The sequence below is a fragment of the Caballeronia choica genome (genome assembly GCF_001544535.1).
Lineage (GTDB): Bacteria > Pseudomonadota > Gammaproteobacteria > Burkholderiales > Burkholderiaceae > Caballeronia > Caballeronia choica.
On sequence record NZ_FCON02000087.1, the window covers coordinates 15,286 to 31,843 of the forward strand.

The 16,558-nt window shown below is 60.9% G+C and carries 17 protein-coding genes and 1 pseudogene; 1 reads left to right on the top strand and 17 read right to left on the bottom strand.

Annotated features, from left to right (window positions below; genetic code table 11):
* Positions 1–41: 41 nt before the first annotated feature.
* The 11 genes from AWB68_RS28750 to AWB68_RS28795 form a co-directional block, all read right to left on the bottom strand.
* Positions 42–1,118: an acyl-CoA dehydrogenase family protein gene (locus tag AWB68_RS28750; protein ID WP_235028545.1), complete on the bottom strand. Its 1,077-nt coding sequence runs from the start codon at positions 1,116–1,118 to the stop codon at positions 42–44.
* Between the two features lie 18 nt (positions 1,119–1,136).
* Complete coding sequence (locus AWB68_RS49705) at positions 1,137–1,325, bottom strand: acyl-CoA dehydrogenase N-terminal domain-containing protein (RefSeq protein WP_235028546.1); 189 nt, start codon at positions 1,323–1,325, stop codon at positions 1,137–1,139.
* 180 nt (positions 1,326–1,505) lie between these two features.
* Positions 1,506–3,023, bottom strand: coding sequence for a DUF1254 domain-containing protein (locus AWB68_RS28755; protein ID WP_125483070.1), 1,518 nt, complete (start codon positions 3,021–3,023; stop codon positions 1,506–1,508).
* A 57-nt stretch (positions 3,024–3,080) separates the two neighbouring features.
* A complete protein-coding gene (locus AWB68_RS28760) occupies positions 3,081–4,490 on the bottom strand; it encodes a DUF1254 domain-containing protein (RefSeq protein WP_087647720.1) in 1,410 nt (469 codons plus the stop codon).
* A 232-nt stretch (positions 4,491–4,722) separates the two neighbouring features.
* Positions 4,723–5,847 carry a porin gene (locus AWB68_RS28765; protein WP_087647721.1) on the bottom strand — a complete coding sequence of 375 codons (1,125 nt, stop codon included), beginning with the start codon at positions 5,845–5,847 and terminating at the stop codon, positions 4,723–4,725.
* 104 nt (positions 5,848–5,951) lie between these two features.
* On the bottom strand, positions 5,952–6,347 hold the full coding sequence (locus AWB68_RS28770) for a hypothetical protein (RefSeq protein WP_087647722.1): 396 nt from the start codon (positions 6,345–6,347) through the stop codon (positions 5,952–5,954).
* A gap of 12 nt (positions 6,348–6,359) precedes the next feature.
* Positions 6,360–7,598 carry a thiolase family protein gene (locus AWB68_RS28775; protein ID WP_087647723.1) on the bottom strand — a complete coding sequence of 413 codons (1,239 nt, stop codon included), beginning with the start codon at positions 7,596–7,598 and terminating at the stop codon, positions 6,360–6,362.
* Positions 7,599–7,607: 9 nt separating this feature from the next.
* Positions 7,608–8,435 carry an SDR family NAD(P)-dependent oxidoreductase gene (locus AWB68_RS28780; protein WP_200828819.1) on the bottom strand — a complete coding sequence of 276 codons (828 nt, stop codon included), beginning with the start codon at positions 8,433–8,435 and terminating at the stop codon, positions 7,608–7,610.
* Positions 8,408–9,247, bottom strand: a complete 840-nt coding sequence (locus tag AWB68_RS28785) for an enoyl-CoA hydratase/isomerase family protein (protein ID WP_087647724.1) — start codon at positions 9,245–9,247, stop codon at positions 8,408–8,410. Before AWB68_RS28785 ends, AWB68_RS28780 begins: the two co-directional genes overlap by 28 nt.
* A gap of 21 nt (positions 9,248–9,268) precedes the next feature.
* The gene (locus AWB68_RS28790; protein ID WP_087647725.1) at positions 9,269–10,807 is read right to left on the bottom strand and encodes an AMP-binding protein; all 1,539 of its coding nucleotides are present in this window, start codon (positions 10,805–10,807) and stop codon (positions 9,269–9,271) included.
* A gap of 23 nt (positions 10,808–10,830) precedes the next feature.
* Positions 10,831–11,961 carry a saccharopine dehydrogenase family protein gene (locus tag AWB68_RS28795; protein WP_087647726.1) on the bottom strand — a complete coding sequence of 377 codons (1,131 nt, stop codon included), beginning with the start codon at positions 11,959–11,961 and terminating at the stop codon, positions 10,831–10,833.
* A gap of 125 nt (positions 11,962–12,086) precedes the next feature.
* On the opposite strand from AWB68_RS28795, the gene AWB68_RS28800 reads away from it, so the two are divergent.
* Positions 12,087–13,073: an AraC family transcriptional regulator gene (locus tag AWB68_RS28800; protein WP_160110083.1), complete on the top strand. Its 987-nt coding sequence runs from the start codon at positions 12,087–12,089 to the stop codon at positions 13,071–13,073.
* Here AWB68_RS28800 and AWB68_RS49710 read toward each other — a convergent pair.
* The 6 genes and pseudogenes from AWB68_RS49710 to AWB68_RS28830 all read right to left on the bottom strand — a co-directional run.
* Positions 13,046–13,378: a helix-turn-helix domain-containing protein gene (locus tag AWB68_RS49710; protein WP_327383502.1), complete on the bottom strand. Its 333-nt coding sequence runs from the start codon at positions 13,376–13,378 to the stop codon at positions 13,046–13,048. The genes AWB68_RS28800 and AWB68_RS49710 overlap by 28 nt on opposite strands.
* Before the next feature lie 264 nt (positions 13,379–13,642).
* Positions 13,643–13,846: a cold-shock protein gene (locus AWB68_RS28810; protein ID WP_087647728.1), complete on the bottom strand. Its 204-nt coding sequence runs from the start codon at positions 13,844–13,846 to the stop codon at positions 13,643–13,645.
* Positions 13,847–14,564: 718 nt separating this feature from the next.
* Positions 14,565–14,926, bottom strand: a pseudogene (locus AWB68_RS28815) (hypothetical protein); the annotation flags it as partial.
* A gap of 73 nt (positions 14,927–14,999) precedes the next feature.
* The gene (locus tag AWB68_RS49715; protein WP_235028547.1) at positions 15,000–15,575 is read right to left on the bottom strand and encodes a hypothetical protein; all 576 of its coding nucleotides are present in this window, start codon (positions 15,573–15,575) and stop codon (positions 15,000–15,002) included.
* Between the two features lie 204 nt (positions 15,576–15,779).
* Positions 15,780–16,241: a hypothetical protein gene (locus AWB68_RS28825; RefSeq protein ID WP_235028548.1), complete on the bottom strand. Its 462-nt coding sequence runs from the start codon at positions 16,239–16,241 to the stop codon at positions 15,780–15,782.
* Between the two features lie 92 nt (positions 16,242–16,333).
* Positions 16,334–16,558 (bottom strand): NADH-quinone oxidoreductase subunit B family protein (locus AWB68_RS28830; RefSeq protein WP_510183575.1); only part of this gene is annotated, 225 nt, incomplete at its 5' end.

Sequence of the window (16,558 nt, forward strand, 5' to 3'; positions counted from 1 at the left end):
ATGGCTCCGAGCGACGCTTAGTCTAGCATCGTGACACCGCTCTAGCTTTGCGCCCAGCCCTCGGCATAGAGTTGCTGTGCCAACAAACCCACGCGGGCGGTGATAATGTAGTTCTCTCCATCCTCAATCAGCGCGGCGCGCGCATCGCGGAACAGCTTTTCGATCGGGTATTCGCGTGACGTACCAGCACCTCCAAATAGTTCCAAAGCTTCACTGGCGACTTTCAGCGCCTCTTCGGTCACCGTCACCTTGGCTGACGCCGTCGCGTAAGGATGAGTAAACGGCGACTGGCGGGCGTAGGCCAGCGAGCGGCGTGCGACCGAGCGGGCCAGTTCGACCCGGCGCAACATGTCGCCAACCCGGTAGCGGGTCAGTTGATGATCGATCAGGAGTTGTCCGCCCTGCTTGCGCTCGTGACAGTACTGGAGGGCCATTTCGAAGGCTGCACGAGCCAGGCCGGTAAATACCTGCGACATGTGGGTGCCGGCGTACGACCAGGCGGAGGACTGGTTGCCGTAATACTCGTCCTGCAGCGCCACAGCGAAACGGATTGGCACCCTGACATTGTCGAAATAGATTTCGCCTTGCGGCAGCGCGCGCTGGCCGATCTTGTCGAGCGGCTTTCCGCGTGAAATGCCGGGCAGGTCAAGCGGGATGATCGCAGCGACGCCGTGCGTGCGACCCTCGGCATCGAAGAATCCATCGCCATAGTCGGCGGCGATATAGGCCAGGGCCACTTGCGCAACCGCTCCGTTCGAGACCCATGCCGAGCACTGGCCGTTGATAACAATTTCATGCCGATCGACTGTGGCGCAAAGGCTACCTTTATTGGCGGATCGGCCGCTCGGCCAGTCGCGCTTCATATCGTAGACCATGATGTCACTGCCTTTCTCGGGATTGGTAATGATCCAGCAACCGATTTTGCCGGCGCACAGATCAATCAATTCCCGGTTGCCTGCGGCACTCGCCATTTGCAACGGAAAACCAGCGGCGCCGATCGATACGGCGAGGCCCGCATCGCCCCAACCCAGTTCCTCGCCAATCAGCGACTCCAGCCGAACCGCCACATGCGAGTCGAACTGGGAGAACAACTGGGGGTCCAGGCCCAGCTTGGCCACTTCCTGAAACACCGACCATTAAGGGGAACCCGGCGCGCAGACATCGGCGGCGCTCATCTTGTCGAGTTCCTGTCCGACCGGGCGCAAGACGTTCTTCGCGAAGTGATGAACAGCATCCTGGATTGCCGTTTCGTCTTCCGTCAGTGGCGTCTCGAAGCCCGTCAGGCCAACAGCGGGCAGCGTCAATTCCTGTTTTAGTTTCAACATGTGTCTCTCTTTGTATCGTGAGTGTTTCGTTCAATCGTGTACACCGTTTGATGCGCTCAGGTTTCCACAAGCGCATCAAGATGTTGTCGCCCGTAAAAATACGAGGGATAACTAACATACTATAGTCTACAGTCGCGGCGGGCGAGCACTGCGGACGTGCTCGCTCCGGTTCAGCCCGTCTCAACTTGCCAGTTCGAACTCACCCGGTCTCCAGGTCTTGTCGAACCAGGGCTCCAGCGGACCGTATAGACGCAGCAGGACGTTCCAGCCCTTGCCCGGAACCGTTTGGACCCAGTTGTTTTCGTGACCTTTCGGCGCAGTGGGACCGAACCAGACGTCCACTGACGTATCGGGGTTGATAACCATATTCTTATTCAGGCTGCCAGTGCTGGGGAACTGTTGATCCGTCTGCAGCATCGAGCGGGTCTGGTTGTCGTAGACGACGAACGACCAGAAGTCCTTTGCCGGGATATGGGGCGGCAGGTGGACCTTATAGGTCTTGCTGCCATCGAGTGGTTTGCCCTGCGAGTCGGTGGTGGCGGCAGCGTATTGCGAACCGAGCCCGACCCTCTTCAACGCCATCGCGGGCGTGATGCCCGTTGCGTAGTAGAAGAAATGGGTCCGTGCCTCGGGATCGCGCACGCCGGGCTGGGAGAGGAACTCGTAACTGCCCCCGATGAAGGCCGTGAACCAGGCACTGTTCGGGTAGAGATAATTTCCGTCCTGGCGCGATCTGAAGACAATGGTCCGCGCGGTCGCATTACCCACGGCCGCCGCTTCGGTCAGGATCTTTTTCATCCGCTCATCGGGCGCGAAGGGCTTTCCCTTCGCGATGCCGATCGAGGCGAGCTGTCCGAGAATTTCCGGGCTGAATGCCTCGTTGGGCTCGTACTGGACGACATGGTTCACTTCCTCGTAGTAGTGGAAGTCATTCGCGTGAATGGTGTTGAATGCCTTGCCGGAGACGTCAATGAATTTCATCTTTGGCGGATTTCCAGCGTCGGCCAACCGGTACACCTTGGCGAATTTTTTCGTGTTCTCGACTGCGGTCCGAGTGCCGCTCTTGTCGAGGAAGCCACGCCAGAAAACAAGGTTGCCATAGGTGTCCGAGCGCAGCACGATGTAGCCATCGGGGACATCGCCCTTGTAGCCCGGAGGCAGCAGCAAGAACTTGCCGCCCTTGTTCTTGTCGGGACCCACCCGGCCGAAATCGCCAACATACTGGAACCAGTGATCGTCGATTACGCCGAGCACGTCCGGCGGGGTTTCAAACACTACCGGGCCATCCTTCGTATCTATCCACATCAGGTTGTAGATACTCTCGGTGTTCGGCGTCAGAAACAGAGACTTGGAGTCCATCAGGTTTTCCATGATGAGCACTGTCTGGTTGTTGTCCGCGCCCTGGCTGGCCACGCCCACGCGGTAGGCTTCCGCAGATGCACCTGGCATGGCATTCAGGAAAGCCTCGACACCGCGCAGGTAGTCGAGGTTGTCATAGACCTTCTGCGTCGTGGCATCGTCCGGAAATCCGTCGTGAAACTTCAGAACACCGATGCGCGTTTCCACCGTGTCAGGTGTGGTGATGGACGGCGGGATTGGCGTCGTCATTTTCATTGCCGGCGCAGTCTGCGCTTCAGCAGTGGCAATGCTCATCGCTGCGGCAAGCGCTACGGTCAGGATTTTTTTCACAAGAACCATGTTCGGTCTCCGTGGGTGTGGTCAATCAAGCGTTATTGGTCTGCGGTCGTCATCAACCTACTGCTGTCGTTCCGCTTTCGGGGCGGTCCACCGGCCGTTCAACGCTGCGTCCGTCGGCCAGTAGAGACGCAGATACATGGAGAAAGGACCCTGGGGCGCTGGCAACCAGTTGGCCTCTTTATCCTTGCCGGGCGATTCGTTCTGGACGTATAGCGTCAGCCCGCCGTCGCTGTCGCGTTTGAGTTGCGGCAGCATGGGCGAATTGATGAGGTAGCGATCGATGGGATTCTCGACCAACAGGCTCGACGGGAGTTCATACATGGTCAGCGACCAGAATGCGTGAACCGGCGGCAGTTGGCCCGGCGCAAAGTGCAAGGTATAGCGGTTGGCGCCATTCAACCTCTGCTTGTCAGCGTCGACGTAATAGATCGGATAAATCGCCTCCTGCTTCGAGTTGCCAAAGATGCCAATGGTCCCGAGCATACGGTCCAGATAGTTGCCCTTCAGATATTCGCGTGTGCCGAACAGATCACCCGATGTCAGTTGTCCGCTGGCAAGCTGATTCACGCCGCCGTTAAAGTCAGCCCATGCGTCGCTGATACCTTGGCCGATAGCCGCCTTCATCTCGGGCGAAAGCTTGTCGGGATCGAAGGTCTTTCCCGCACCGACGCCTATCCGTGCGAATCGCGCCATGAGGTCTGTCTCTGCCGGATTCGTTGGGCAGGACTGCAAGGCGAAGTTAAGGATGCTGAAAAATTCCAGCGATGTTTTTTGATCCTCCTTACTAAGCGGCTTGACGAAATCAATGGCCGGCGGTGCAGCAGGCGGTGTCGTGCCGAGGAATTGCGATAGCAGTTGAACCTTGTAACCGGCCTGGATCTTCTTTACGTTGTCGATATCGCCGGGATTGAACGACTGCGTTCGATAGACGAGGGTCACAAATTGCGTCTCTGAGCGGACCACTCTCTTCACGCCTGCGGGCGTGGGGCCTTTCCAGTTCGGCCCGACAACGAGGTAGCTACCGCCGTCGTTGCCCGTGGTGCGGGTGCCGAGATAGTCGAAATTGAAGGTATAGGCGTCCGTGAACTGTACGCTGAAGTAGCGGCCCTTTTCGATGGGCGGCAAGGTAAGTACGATCGGCTCTGCCCGCAGGTCCAGGCCCATCCAGGAATACGGCGTGTCCGAGTTGGGCGTCTGGACCGCCTTGTCGGCGGGCGTAAAGACCCGTGGAATATTGGCGATGTGGTTCCATGGCGCTTTGAACTCTGGACCTTGGCTATTGACGAAGTAATCGTACTGGACGCGATAGTGATCCACCAAGGGATAACCGTAGATATAAGCGTCCTTGGCGATGGCACGAGCCTCCGCCGGTGTGACGGGCGGCTGTGTGTCCGCTGCCGCGAACGCGACAGGCGCAAACAGCACCAGTGCGCATGCGAGCCCTTTCAGATATGCGAGATTAATCATGAGTTTCCTCGTTTGGGGTGCAAACTAATGGGCACCGGTGCGACAGTACTAGTGGCTAAAATACCCCAGTTCAGATGGGTCCCGGATTGCGAATGCACGCAAAGATTGGCGTCTGTCTCATCGCATCATGAGCATCTGTAAGGCGCGCCGTTCTTGGCTTCGGTCCCGCGCAAACAGGAAATCAGCGGGCTCGAGCGGATGGCAGTTCGCCGAGACGCCGACCGTCAAGACGTTAGAAGTAGTGACGCAGGCCGATGTTGACAGCGGTTGTGCCCATGCCCGGCGCCACGGGTGCGCCATAGCTGATGGCCGTGGTCATATTGCCTTTGTTGTTCACGTAGCCCACTTGTCCATAGACCAGCGTCGTTTTGGAAAGACTGTACTCGGCTCCCGCGGCGACTTCGGTCGACTTGTTGGTCGAGTTGTTGCGGTCCTTCAGGTAGTAGAGCCCACTCGTGATTTGGAAATCCGGCGCGAAGCGATAGCCGAGCCCGACCGAGTACAAATCAAGGTCGACCAGGTTCGAGTGCGCGGGATTCTTGCCGTTGCTGTACGACGCGGAGACCGAGAACCCCTTGATCGTGTACAACGCGCCCAGATACCAGAAGCGGTTATTATCGAGGCCGGTCGGCACGGTGGTCGGCCCAGGATTGGTGTCATGGCCGTTGTAATACACCGCCGACACCTTCAACCCATAGTTCGAATACTTCAGGACCGCTGACTCACGCGTGCCACCCTGAAACTGACCCGCGACGCCGCCTGGCGCGTATTCCAACGCGGCGCTCACGCCGCCGAATGTAGGCGACTGATACACGATCGCGTTGCTGTCATACAGCGCGCCGATCGGCCCGTTGGTGCTGGTGCCGGGCCAGCCCGCCGCCGTATTCATGCCGATCCACGCGGTCAGAATGCTGCCGAAGTACTGAGCCGATCGTACGTCGGTATCGGCCATCGCGTAGGCCATCGGCACGATCTGGCGGCCCACGTTCACCGTGCCGAACGGGCCGGACACGCCGACGGTCGCCACCTGATTGAACTGCGCCGCGACGCCCGCCGTGTCGGAAAGGCCGAACCTGCCGGTGCCGCTGTCAAACGTGCCTTGCAGCTTGAAGTTGACGTAATAGCCGCCGCCGATATCCTCGGTGCCCTTGATGCCCCAGAGGCTTGAATAGATGCCTCCGTCCTTATAGCGATAGACGTGCCCGAGATCTTTTGCCGTCGGACTGAACGATGCAGCGGAGGTGCTCTGATACAGCAGACCCGCATCGACAATCCCGTAGAGCGTCACCGACGATTGGGCATACGCCGAACTTCCCACGACAGCCAATGCGCCCGCCGTGAACCATTTCAATTTCATGTTCGTCTCCTTTTTATGTTGCTTTTGTCGATCTACCCATCCCCGATGCATGCCCGCGATGTGACACGCGCGTGCATGCCGGTCGAGCGACAGTCACGAGTGCGTCAACGTAATGCAGCGGCGGCTTGCGGCGTGCGCGCCTTGAGGAAATAGAGAAACGCCAGTGCGAACAGCAGGTCGCCCGATACCAGCAGAAGCAGCATCGCGTTGGCGGAGCCTGTCAGGAAGTGCGCGATGACGATGGCCACGACGCCAAGTTTGGCGGCCATGCCGATCTTGACGAGGTCGCGATTGCGGTCGGGATCGCGTGCCACCAGCCAGTAGCCGATGCCAAAGGCGAGGATCGCGACCAGTGCGATCTGGTCGAAGACGCCCGAGCCGGGCGCAGGGCTGACGGCCAGCGCGGCGGCCATCCCCGACGCCGGGTGCAGCAGCACGACGGCCCCGAGATTAAAGACGGCCGCGACGTAGAACAGAGCGCGTGCATGTTTGAGTTGCATGATTTCCTTTCCTTATTTGCTGAGAATGTGGACCGCAAGCGCCGCTTCTTCGACGCCTTGCAAGCCACCGCCGTTTTCCTGGATCGCATGACGAGCGCCATGAACCTGACGCGCGCCCGCTTCGCCGCGTAGCTGAGTGACCAGCTCGCATAGCTGTCCGATTCCGGTCGCGCCCAGCGGATGCCCCTTGGATTCAAGGCCGCCGGACGTGTTGATGGGAATCCGGCCGCCAAGCGTGAAGTCACCGCGCTCGGCGCTCGGTCCGCCTTCACCCAGCGATGCCAGTCCCAGGTTCTCGGCCTGGATGATTTCGCCCATGGCCGAGGCGTCATGCACTTCAGCCACGTGCATGTCCTCTGGGCCGAGGCCGGCGATCTCATACGCCTGGTTTGCGGCGAGGCGGCCGATATTCAGGTCCGGCCGATCCAGCGGACGATGCGTGAAGCTGCGGATCACGCTCGCCGCCACCTTGATGCAGCGGCCCCGGTCGGCGCCGATCCGCTTCAGGCCCGCTTCGGTACAGACGATGGCGGCTGCGGCCCCATCCGACAGCGGGGCGCACATCGGCAGCGTGATCGGATAGGTGATCGGCGGTGCGGCCAGAATCTCGTCGATCGTGAAAGACTGGCGGAATTGCGAGTACGGGTTATGCACCGAATGCTGGTGGTTCTTCGCCGCGACGGCTGCAATTTGCCGTTGAGTCGTGCCGTACGTATGCATATGGTGGCGGCACAGCGCGGCATAGATCGCCATGAAGCGGCTGTACGGCTTGTCCGACTCGCTGCTCGGCGGTGGTTTGATGCCGGCACCCATCGTCATCAGCGACTGGAAGTTTTCCTCGGCGCGCGAGACATCCCAGCCTGCTTCGAACAACGCGAAGGCCTTGGCCTTGTCGGCGATGTTCATCTTTTCCGCGCCCAGTGCCAGCGCGACGTCGCACGCACCGGCGCGCAGACTTTGCAGCGCGAGGTGCATCGCCGTGCTGCCCGAGGCGCAGGCGTTTTCCACGTTGAAGACGGGGATGCCTTCGATGCCGATCTTGGAAAACACAACTTGGCCGGGAATCGTAATCTGGCCTTGCAGCGGGCCATTGGTCATGCCGGCGTAATAGGCCGCGCCGATATCCGCACGGTCGCAGCCGGCATCCTTCAGGGCGCCATCCAGGGCTTCGCGCGCAAGATCGTCGAGCGTGCGGGCCGTGTGGCGCCCGAACACCGTCATGGCGATCCCGGCGATGTAGAGTGGTTCCATGGCTGCGCCTTAGTTCAGGTATTTGAAGAGCGACGGATAGCTGTTCGGGAACAGGCGCGAGATCCAGTACACCGTGCGCGAACGATAGCCAGTCAGGATGCGTTGCTTGCCCGCCTCGATGCCGCGCAGGATGTCTTGCGCGCACTCTTCGGGCGGTGTCACGAGCATCTTCTCGGCCTTGGCTGCAAACTCCTGCTCTGTGCCGTCGGCGAGTTTCACGCGGCGCCCGGCCCGTTCGATGTTGGTGCGGATACCGCCCGGATGCACGCATACCGCGCGCACGCCGCTGCCCTTGAGTTCCGACCACAGGCATTCCGTCAAGCCGCGCACGCCGAACTTGGAGATGTTGTAGGCGCCTTGCGCCGGGTAGCCGAGCAGGCCGAAGATGCTGGAAATATTCACGATGCAGCCCTCACGCTGGCGCAGCATCAACGGCAGGAAGGCCTTGCTGCCGTGGATCACGCCCCAGAGGTTGATCCCCAGTTGCCAGTCGATTTCCTCCAGGCTCGAGTGCTCGAAGGTCCCCACCAGCGTGGCGCCGGCATTGTTGAACACGAAGTGGGCCGCTCCGAAGTCGCGTTCGACTTCGGCCGCGTGGGCCAGCACTGCTGCGCGGTCCGCGACGTTGAGCTGGTAGGTGCGCGCCTCGGCCGAGCCGCACTTGGCGACCGTGGCGGCCAGGCCGGTTTCGTCGATGTCCGACAGCGCGAGGCGCGCGCCGCGCGCGGCCAGCGAGACGGCCAGTGCACGTCCGATACCGGAGCCCGCGCCAGTGACAATGGCAACCTTGCCGTGGAAAGTCGGGGCGCTCATTCCAGCCCCGCCATCGGTGCCCATACGTGAGTGAAGCAGCACATCTCCATGCCGCGCGTCTGCATGCCCGCGCCCATCGCCGCCGCGATGCGCGTCCTGGCGCCGCTCGTCTGCGCCGATTGCAGGAACAGGCGTTCTTCCAGCGCCAGGTCGGCTTCGATCGTGCCGTCGGTGGCGTCTACCATCTGCTTTGCGAGCGCCAGCGCGGCCGCCGGGAAACCGGCGATGCGCGCTGCGAGCGCATTGACGAAGTAGCCAATTTCCGCTGCCGGCACGGCGCGATTGACCCAGCCATAGCGTTCCGCGGTTTCCGCGTTGAAGTCCGCACAGCCGAGGATGATTTCGAGCGCGCGGCCGCGGCCGACCATGCGCGGCAGACGGGCCGAACCACCCGCGCCGGGGATGATGCCGACCCCGACTTCGGGCTGGCACAGGAACGCGCGGCCGATCGCGGCAAAGCGCATGTCGCAGGCGAGCGCCAGTTCGCTGCCGCCCCCGCGACAGCGTCCCTCGATCTTGGCGATGGTCGCTTTCGGCATGGTGCGAAAGCGGTCCAGGATCGCGTGCAGGTCGCCCAGCTTCTGCTCGCGCGGCGCTGGCTTCGACGGCAACTGTTGAATCGCGCTCACGTCGCCGTGGGCGATGAAGAAGTCAGGGTTCGCGCTTTGCAGAATGACGACCTTGACGGCCTGATCGTCTTCCAGCAGGCGGCTTGCACGATCGAGATCGGCCAGCATCGCGCCGTCCATCAGGTTGATCGGGCCGTGGTCGATGGTGAGGCGGGCAACGCCCGCCGCCACGTCGACGCGCAGGGTAGTGAACTCCGGGTAATTCATGAATGTCTCCTGTTGTCTTTCTCAGATGTTGCGTTCGGTGGCGGCCCAGTACTGGGCGCGCAAGTCTTTCTTAAGCACCTTGCCGATCGTGCTGCGCGGCAGGGCTGGCATGAAGTCGACACTCTTGGGTGCCTTGACGCTACCCAGCTTTTCCTTGCAGAGCGCGATCAGTTCGTCGGCGGTGACGCTGTGACCGGGGTTGAGCTCGACGACCGCCTTCACCGCTTCCCCCCACTGCGGGTCCGGGACGCCAATCACGGCGCAGTCCTGCACAGCCGGGTGAGCCCAGATCACTTGCTCGACTTCACTCGGATAGACGTTGAAGCCGCCGGTGATCAGCATGTCTTTCTTGCGGTCCGTGACGTACAGATAGCCTTCGGCATCGAGATGGCCGATGTCGCCGGTGTGCAGCCAGCCATCGACGATGGCTTCCGCGGTCTTGTCGGGTGCGTTGTAGTACCCCTTCATCAGCAGGTCGCCGCGCACGCAGATTTCTCCGGTCGCGCCTGGCGCCAGGATGCGGTTCTGCTCGTCCATGATCTCGACGCGAATCAGCGCGCTCGGCCGACCCACCGACGACAACCGCTCGTCGCTGGCAAGAGCGGCGCCTGCGAAGTGCTGGTCCGGCGGCAGCATCGCGATGGAGGCCGGCGCCTCGGTTTGACCATAGCCACCCATCATGACGGCGCCGAACACTTTGATCGCCTTCTTCAACTTGTCGACCGACATCGGCGCCGCGCCGTACAGGAAGTACTTGAGCGAACTGAAGTCCAGTTGATCGATACCGCGTGCTTCGAGCAGCCGGTAGATCACCGTCGGCGGCAGGAAGAACTCGGTGACGCGGTGGCGCGCGATGGCGCCCAGCACGACGGCCGGATCGGGTTTCGTCACGACCACCACCGTGCCGCCACGTGCGGTGGTCGGAAGCGATAGCAAGCCGGCTGTGTGTGTCATCGGCGCGGCAGCGAGATTCACCGGCCGTTCGCTTTGACCATATTGGCAGCCCAGCATGTAGTGCGCGACGAAGGTCTGCACGCTGCGGTGGGTGTTCATCACGCCCTTGGGCGTGCCGGTTGTGCCACCGGTCGGCGAGACCATCACCACATCGTCCATGTCGTATTCGGGCATGGGATGCGTTGCCGGCTGCGCGGCGCACCACGCGTTCAAATCGGTCTCGATGCAGATCCAGAGCCGCACCTTCGGCAGCGCGTCACGCAGGGCTTCAATCGCGGGTGCGTAGGCTTGCTGATAAAACACGGCTTGGCAGTCGAATGCATCGAGCAAAGCCCGGTTCTCTTCGGCGACGTTGCGCGCATTGACCGGAATCCACGCCATGTTGGCGCGCCACAGACCCAGCGTGCAGGTCCAGGCCTCTACATCGTTGCCGGCCCAGACGGCGCCTTTGGCACCCCTCTCAAGGCCTTCGGCGAGCAACGCGTGCGCAATGCGGCACGACAGTTCGCCGACTTCGCGAAAGCTGAACGTGCGCTCGTCCTGGACATAGGCTGCAGCGTCCGGCGCGCCTCGCCAGCCGCGGTCGAAAAAGTCGATAATGGCCATCACATTCCTCTATGCGGTGTGGGTCAGAGATGCATGACGTGGCCGCGCGCCAGGCCGCGTTGCTCGAGAAAGCCGAGCAGGTAACGGTGATCGAATGCCTGGCAAGCCGAAGCAAAGCCAACCTTGCGCGTTTCACCGTCGAGCAGCTTGAGCGTGGCGGCAACCTGCAGCGCGCCTGTCGCGATATACGGCGTGATAGAAGTGACGCTTGCGCGCACGCTCGCCAGTTGGCCGCGCCCGATGGCGATGTCGACCGATCGATTCAGCGTCGTGCGTTCGCGCGGCGGCATCGCCGGCGTGGTGGCGGCGACGAATTCCTTCACGACGGCGTCCTGTGCTTCGGGCGGCAAATGCTTGAACTCCTCTTCCCATTTGCGGCCCAGGCCGTGGACGTTGCGCATGGCGGGGTTGTCATAGAAGCCGACCATCGACCTGCAATAACGGACGCGCGGATCCCGCTCGTAGAACACCGGCAGCGACGTGCCGCCCCACGGCAGGCAGAACACCGGCTTCAGGAATTCGGGTACGCAGATCTCCTCTTTGCTGCCGACGGGCCACTCGACCATCTGGTTGTCCCACAGGTGCAACTGCCGGCTGCGGAACAGCTCGAAGATCGACGCGGTCGAACCGACGGTCACGCCCGAGCCTTGCATCGGGCCACGTGAGAGGCTCGCTGTCTCCAGGGCGTCGACGCCCGGCGTTTCAAGCGCCAACTCGGCTGCGATTTCGCCGATCGTGTACATGTATGAAACGGAGGGCGACAGCACGAGTCCGGCTTCGGCGTACGACTGGCCGAAGCGTTCGCGCGCTTCCAGGCAGTAGCCTTGCTCGCCCGTGGTATCGAGGTGGTGGCAGCCGGCCTTGAGCGCCGCTTCCACCGCGACCATGCCGAAGCGGACAAACGGGCCGACCGTGTTGCACACGACTTTCGCGCCCTTGAAGGCGGCGACAAGTTGATCGACGTCGTGTTTGCACTCGATGATTTCGTAGGTAGCCGATTCCAGTCGCACGACGCGCTGCTTCATCATTTCCAGCGTGCGCTCGGCATTACGCGCCACTGCGGTAAAGGGAATGTTCTGATCGATCAGCCAGTCCATGGTGAGCATGCCGGTGTAGCCGCTCGCGCCATAGACGACAACGCTGTGCTTTGCCATCTTCGTCTCCAATAAGTGTGGTGTGAGCCATATACTAGGGACAAGAGGTTGCTTGGAATTTGCTACTGGGTGCCAAAAACTTGTGAATTGATGCCAGCATGTCGACACTCTATTTCCGCGGCTGGGTGCTGCAGGGCCTGAGCAATACCATCGTCGCCCTGGGCGGCGACGTGGACGCCTACGCGGATCGCTTCCGTTTGCCACTGCGGCTGACTGGCGATGCGGACGTCCAGTTGCCGGGCGATCGATTGGTCAGGTTCCTGGAAGCGTGCGCGGCAGATCTGGACTGTCCGGACTTCGGCTTGCGCGCGGGATTCGCGCAAGGACGCGATGCGCTCGGACCGATCGCGCTGGTCGCACTTCATTGCGCGACGGTAGGCGAAGCCCTGGAAGCGATCGCGCGCTACCTGAACCTGCTCAATTCGGCGTTGGAACTCCAACTGTTACGCGGCCGCTCCGGGCCTCGCATGTCGTACGAACTGAAGGTGCTGCGCGCTGGCCCTTCCCGTCAGTTCGAACAGTGGACCCTGGCCGTTGGGCTGCGGGTGCTCAAGCTGATAGGAAGTGACCAGGTTCGGCCCAAGGCGGTCCTGCTACCCCATGCGCCGCTGCTACCATTGACGCACTACACGGATTTCTTTGGCTGTCCGGTGCGTTTCTCGCAAGCTGGCTATGGAGTGGACCTCTTCGCCGCCGACCTGAAGCGGCCGACCTTGCGCAACGATCCGGAACTGAAGGAACTGATCAGCGACTATATCGAGAAGATAGCGGACCCCGCTGTCGATGCGCTGGGTGACCAGGTCGTTTTGATGGTGCGCAAGCTGCTGCCAACCGGACGCTGCAATGTGGCCACCGTGGCCGGTCATTTTTATATGAGCGTGCGCACGCTTCAGCGCCGACTGGACGAGCAAGGACTTGTGTTCGATGATCTGGTCGATGCAGCGCGGCGCGCAGGCGCGGAGCAATATCTCGTTGACCCGGCTGTACGCATATCACAAGTGGCAGGGCTGCTCGGCTATGCCATTCATAGCTCATTCAGTCATGCGTTCCGCCGATGGCATGGCGTGTCGCCGCGAGAATGGCGTCAGTTGAGGACCGTTCGTAAACGATAACAAACACAATGCGATAGCCCTTTGGATCGCAAGTAGCCGACGAACCTCGTTTGCCTTGTCGTCATCGAGAGGCCCAGATGTCGCCCAGACAGTCCCGCCAGACGCTCGCTCGCAAAGCGAGTCTTCCAGGTCGTGATGAAACGCGAGTCGCATCGCAACTCATCCACGATCGCCTGGCGCGAGGCGCCCTCGTCGAGCAGAAGGATCAGCCGCGCACGCCGCACTTGACCTACAGCCATCGTGCGACTGCGCTGCATTGCCATCAATTCCCTGCGCTCGCCATCACTCAGATTCATTTTTCCCATGCACTTTAGAGTCGTGCAATTTCATTGGTTCAATGGACTAGTGACAACTATTAAGCGGTTTTCAGCACGCTTTGCCGCACAGCTTGGAGCAGGCGCCGAGTGCACGGGTGCGTGCAATAGCGCCTGCCCTGGCGACGAGGACTGCTCTGCGCAGCGTCACGAATGCCGGTCAATTTCGCGCCGACGCTCACGAACGGCACCTTGCTGAGAAAATGGTCCGCTTCGGCGGACCATTCTTTGCGCGATGGCGAGTGCGCTTAGGTGTCAGATTGGTTGAATGTTGGCCGCCTGCTTACCCTTCGGTCCCTGCTTGACCTCGAAGCTCACCTTTTGCCCCTCTTGAAGAGACTTGAAGCCCTCCGCCTTCACTTCCGAAAAATGAGCGAACAGGTCCTCTCCGCCATCGTCCGGCGAAATGAAGCCAAAGCCCTTCGCATCGTTAAACCACTTGACAGTACCGGTTGCCATATTTGTTTCCAAATTTGAAGAAAGCCGCGTTATATCGACGCCGTCGGCCGCGTCGAAGATACGTTCAATGTCTTCGGACGACGGAGTGTCACGGTCCACTGCGACTAGAGTAGTCGCGATTGGCGATGCCTGCCGAAAAAGAATACACCGCCAAGCGCATACCATATGCGAACTTGTAGAGGCGCACAATTGGCGTCTTTCCGACTACCGGATAACCGAGTATGAGCGCTCATCGCAAAACGAATCCCGGAATGCACCAAGCGATGCTTGTTAGAGCAGGTACGCACGCCTTCCCCTCAATGCTCGCGAAGCAAAGCAACCATGTTCCTCGCGCCGGTTAGCGTGACGTTCTTTACGATCTTTTTACGTGCCGATGGGTTTGAACCCCGCCTGGAATCTCTAGAATCGAAAAAAAAAGGACTGGTACCTTGAAAGATCGATGTCGTCGATTTTTGGACATTTTCGCTGTCTGGCCTGCAGGACCTCGCACGCTCTTCCTTCAGCCGCCGTCTTGCCAGCGTGCAGACGGTGCGCGTAGTAGTCAATTTTTCCATACACGTTGATAGGCCCATACTGACGCAGCTCTTGCGCGCGTTAGCGTGCTGCTACGTCGCAATCGTCAAGTCGCGGCTGCGCTCATTCGCGCCATTTGGATTTATTGGCGCGAACGCGTGGACGAACACGTGCGCACCGGACGCCGATAATGAGTCGCCGTGCCGAGTGACGCTATGGATAGTTGCGCGTCCTGAATTGCGAGCGCTGCACACAGGCGGGAATATTCGTTGTCCCCGAGCACCCAGACGCCGTCGCGATGCTTCGCGGCATCAAGGCGGACAATCGCGGCATGTGCATTTTCAATGTTCGCAAGTTCGTCCGGTCCGAGTCCGAGACGGCAGAGTTCCTCCGAAACCAGCAAGTGCCGGACCAAAATCATAAACAGGTCGCGCGAGCCATGACCCTGTCGGGACGCATCGAGCGCGATGTACACTGCAAAAGCATCGCTCCGGCTACGGGCTCGGGTGCGGCGCGGCTATACGTCAGCGCACGCAGCAATGGCTCACCGGCCTTTTGTTGACCCAGCCAGCGAGCTCTCCCGGAGGGCGCGCGGCAGTACCGGTCTCGTACTAAATCATATGGCCCATCGGCTCGAAAATTAACACACACATTCGCTTGGTCGCGGAGCGACTATGGAGGCTTGCGCCTTATCCATCGACTCATCCAACGCCCAGCAGCCGCAGCACGGCATTTCCTTCGTTCGTAACCACGAATCTGACTTTGCCTTGTTCCGATTTAACCAAGTCGCCAGCAGCTTGATAAAGTTGCGCTTGGCTCGATACGTCTGCCCGATAGATCCCAGTTCATCGGCGAACTGCAGGTGCTCCTGTAACTTCGCCTGCAACTCCATGATTGCCGGCACGACATCGCCGGCGGAATCATCAATCTGCTCGAGGCTTTTCTCCGCGCCAGCGATGGCGAGTTCCGTCAGGTCGACAACCTGAGCAGCATGGGGACCCGCAAGCCACTCTCGCAGCATATCCGTGAGCGACATCAGGCCGTCGCCGTATGCGCCGGCTTCCCGCCAATCGAGCGGCCCTGAAATCCGCGTCGCCTGACGGACCGCAGTTTGCATGCTCGGGAGGTCGCTGGCGGTCGCCGCGCGCGACGCAAACAGCAGCTTGTCGTCCAAAGTCATGTCGCGCTCGACCGCTTCGAGCAGCCGGTCACGCAATTCATCCTCGCTCAGGGTCGTGACTTATGCCCGAATCTGCTCTTCGTACGTCGATCGTTGCGCGCGCATCGCTCTCGCTCATCCGGGTGCGTGTCTCGCCCCCATCGCGGTCACCGCCGCGATGCTTGCGGCGGTGACCGTGGACTTCAGGTTTTTTGCGCGTTCGCGGAAAACGTAGGCTGACGTACTGTGCGGGTTCGGGATTCAGTCGGCACGTCCGCTGCCCAGGACCCACGCCACAACGATCACCAGAAAGATCGCGCACGAGCCCCACTGGGTCAGGACGCTTGACCATGCCAGCGCTGGATTCGATGTTGCCTCTATGTGGTTGGCCATATGCAGGAGCACACCGGGCGCGAGCTTTGACTGCTGTTCCACGGCCCACCAATTAAGAGTCAGGGCAATCGACGCCAGTCCGCTGCCGATCACGATGGCGCCGAGGAACGGGTCACCACCCGTGCCCGACCGCCGGGACGCGAAGCATCGCGTGAGGTATGTCAGGGCGGTGCCGTTGACGATGGCCGAGAGCACCACAAACCATAGTGGAAAGCGCAGACTGATCGCCACCATGAAGACGACTATCGTCAGCACCTGGGCCATGCCCTGATGATTGCGTTCAGCCTGCTGAATCGCACACTCATCGCGCGTCGTCCTTGAAAAGAACATCAGGGTGGCACACCGGGGCGGTCATCACGCGTGAGACTCGTGCGGAACGCTTACCCGTGAACGCGGTGATTGACGAGTGTTGCGGACCGTGATCATGGCGGGGAGCTTACGTGTCTCGTACGAAGCGCTGCAAGAATGCCCCTCAGGATATCGATGGGAGGCGGCGGGCAGCCCGGTATCGTGACGTCGACAGGAAGAAGTTTCGAGAGCGGTCCACACACGGCGTAGCTTTCCTTGAATATGCCACCGGTGCAGCCGCACTCGCCAACTGCGACGACCAGCTTCGGATGGGGCGTCGCTTCGTATGCCCGCAGCAC

Excerpts from the sequence above, each read along its gene's own strand:
- AWB68_RS49705 (WP_235028546.1), bottom strand. The coding sequence starts at position 1,325 with ATGTTGAAACTAAAACAGGAATTGACGCTGCCCGCTGTTGGCCTGACG.
- AWB68_RS28755 (WP_125483070.1), bottom strand. The coding sequence starts at position 3,023 with ATGGTTCTTGTGAAAAAAATCCTGACCGTAGCGCTTGCCGCAGCGATG.
- AWB68_RS28760 (WP_087647720.1), bottom strand. The coding sequence starts at position 4,490 with ATGATTAATCTCGCATATCTGAAAGGGCTCGCATGCGCACTGGTGCTG.
- AWB68_RS28765 (WP_087647721.1), bottom strand. The coding sequence starts at position 5,847 with ATGAAATTGAAATGGTTCACGGCGGGCGCATTGGCTGTCGTGGGAAGT.
- AWB68_RS28770 (WP_087647722.1), bottom strand. The coding sequence starts at position 6,347 with ATGCAACTCAAACATGCACGCGCTCTGTTCTACGTCGCGGCCGTCTTT.
- AWB68_RS28775 (WP_087647723.1), bottom strand. The coding sequence starts at position 7,598 with ATGGAACCACTCTACATCGCCGGGATCGCCATGACGGTGTTCGGGCGC.
- AWB68_RS28780 (WP_200828819.1), bottom strand. The coding sequence starts at position 8,435 with ATGGGCACCGATGGCGGGGCTGGAATGAGCGCCCCGACTTTCCACGGC.
- AWB68_RS28785 (WP_087647724.1), bottom strand. The coding sequence starts at position 9,247 with ATGAATTACCCGGAGTTCACTACCCTGCGCGTCGACGTGGCGGCGGGC.
- AWB68_RS28790 (WP_087647725.1), bottom strand. The coding sequence starts at position 10,807 with ATGGCCATTATCGACTTTTTCGACCGCGGCTGGCGAGGCGCGCCGGAC.
- AWB68_RS28795 (WP_087647726.1), bottom strand. The coding sequence starts at position 11,961 with ATGGCAAAGCACAGCGTTGTCGTCTATGGCGCGAGCGGCTACACCGGC.
- AWB68_RS49710 (WP_327383502.1), bottom strand. The coding sequence starts at position 13,378 with ATGGGAAAAATGAATCTGAGTGATGGCGAGCGCAGGGAATTGATGGCA.
- AWB68_RS28810 (WP_087647728.1), bottom strand. The coding sequence starts at position 13,846 with ATGGCAACCGGTACTGTCAAGTGGTTTAACGATGCGAAGGGCTTTGGC.
- AWB68_RS28825 (WP_235028548.1), bottom strand. The coding sequence starts at position 16,241 with ATGTTCTTTTCAAGGACGACGCGCGATGAGTGTGCGATTCAGCAGGCT.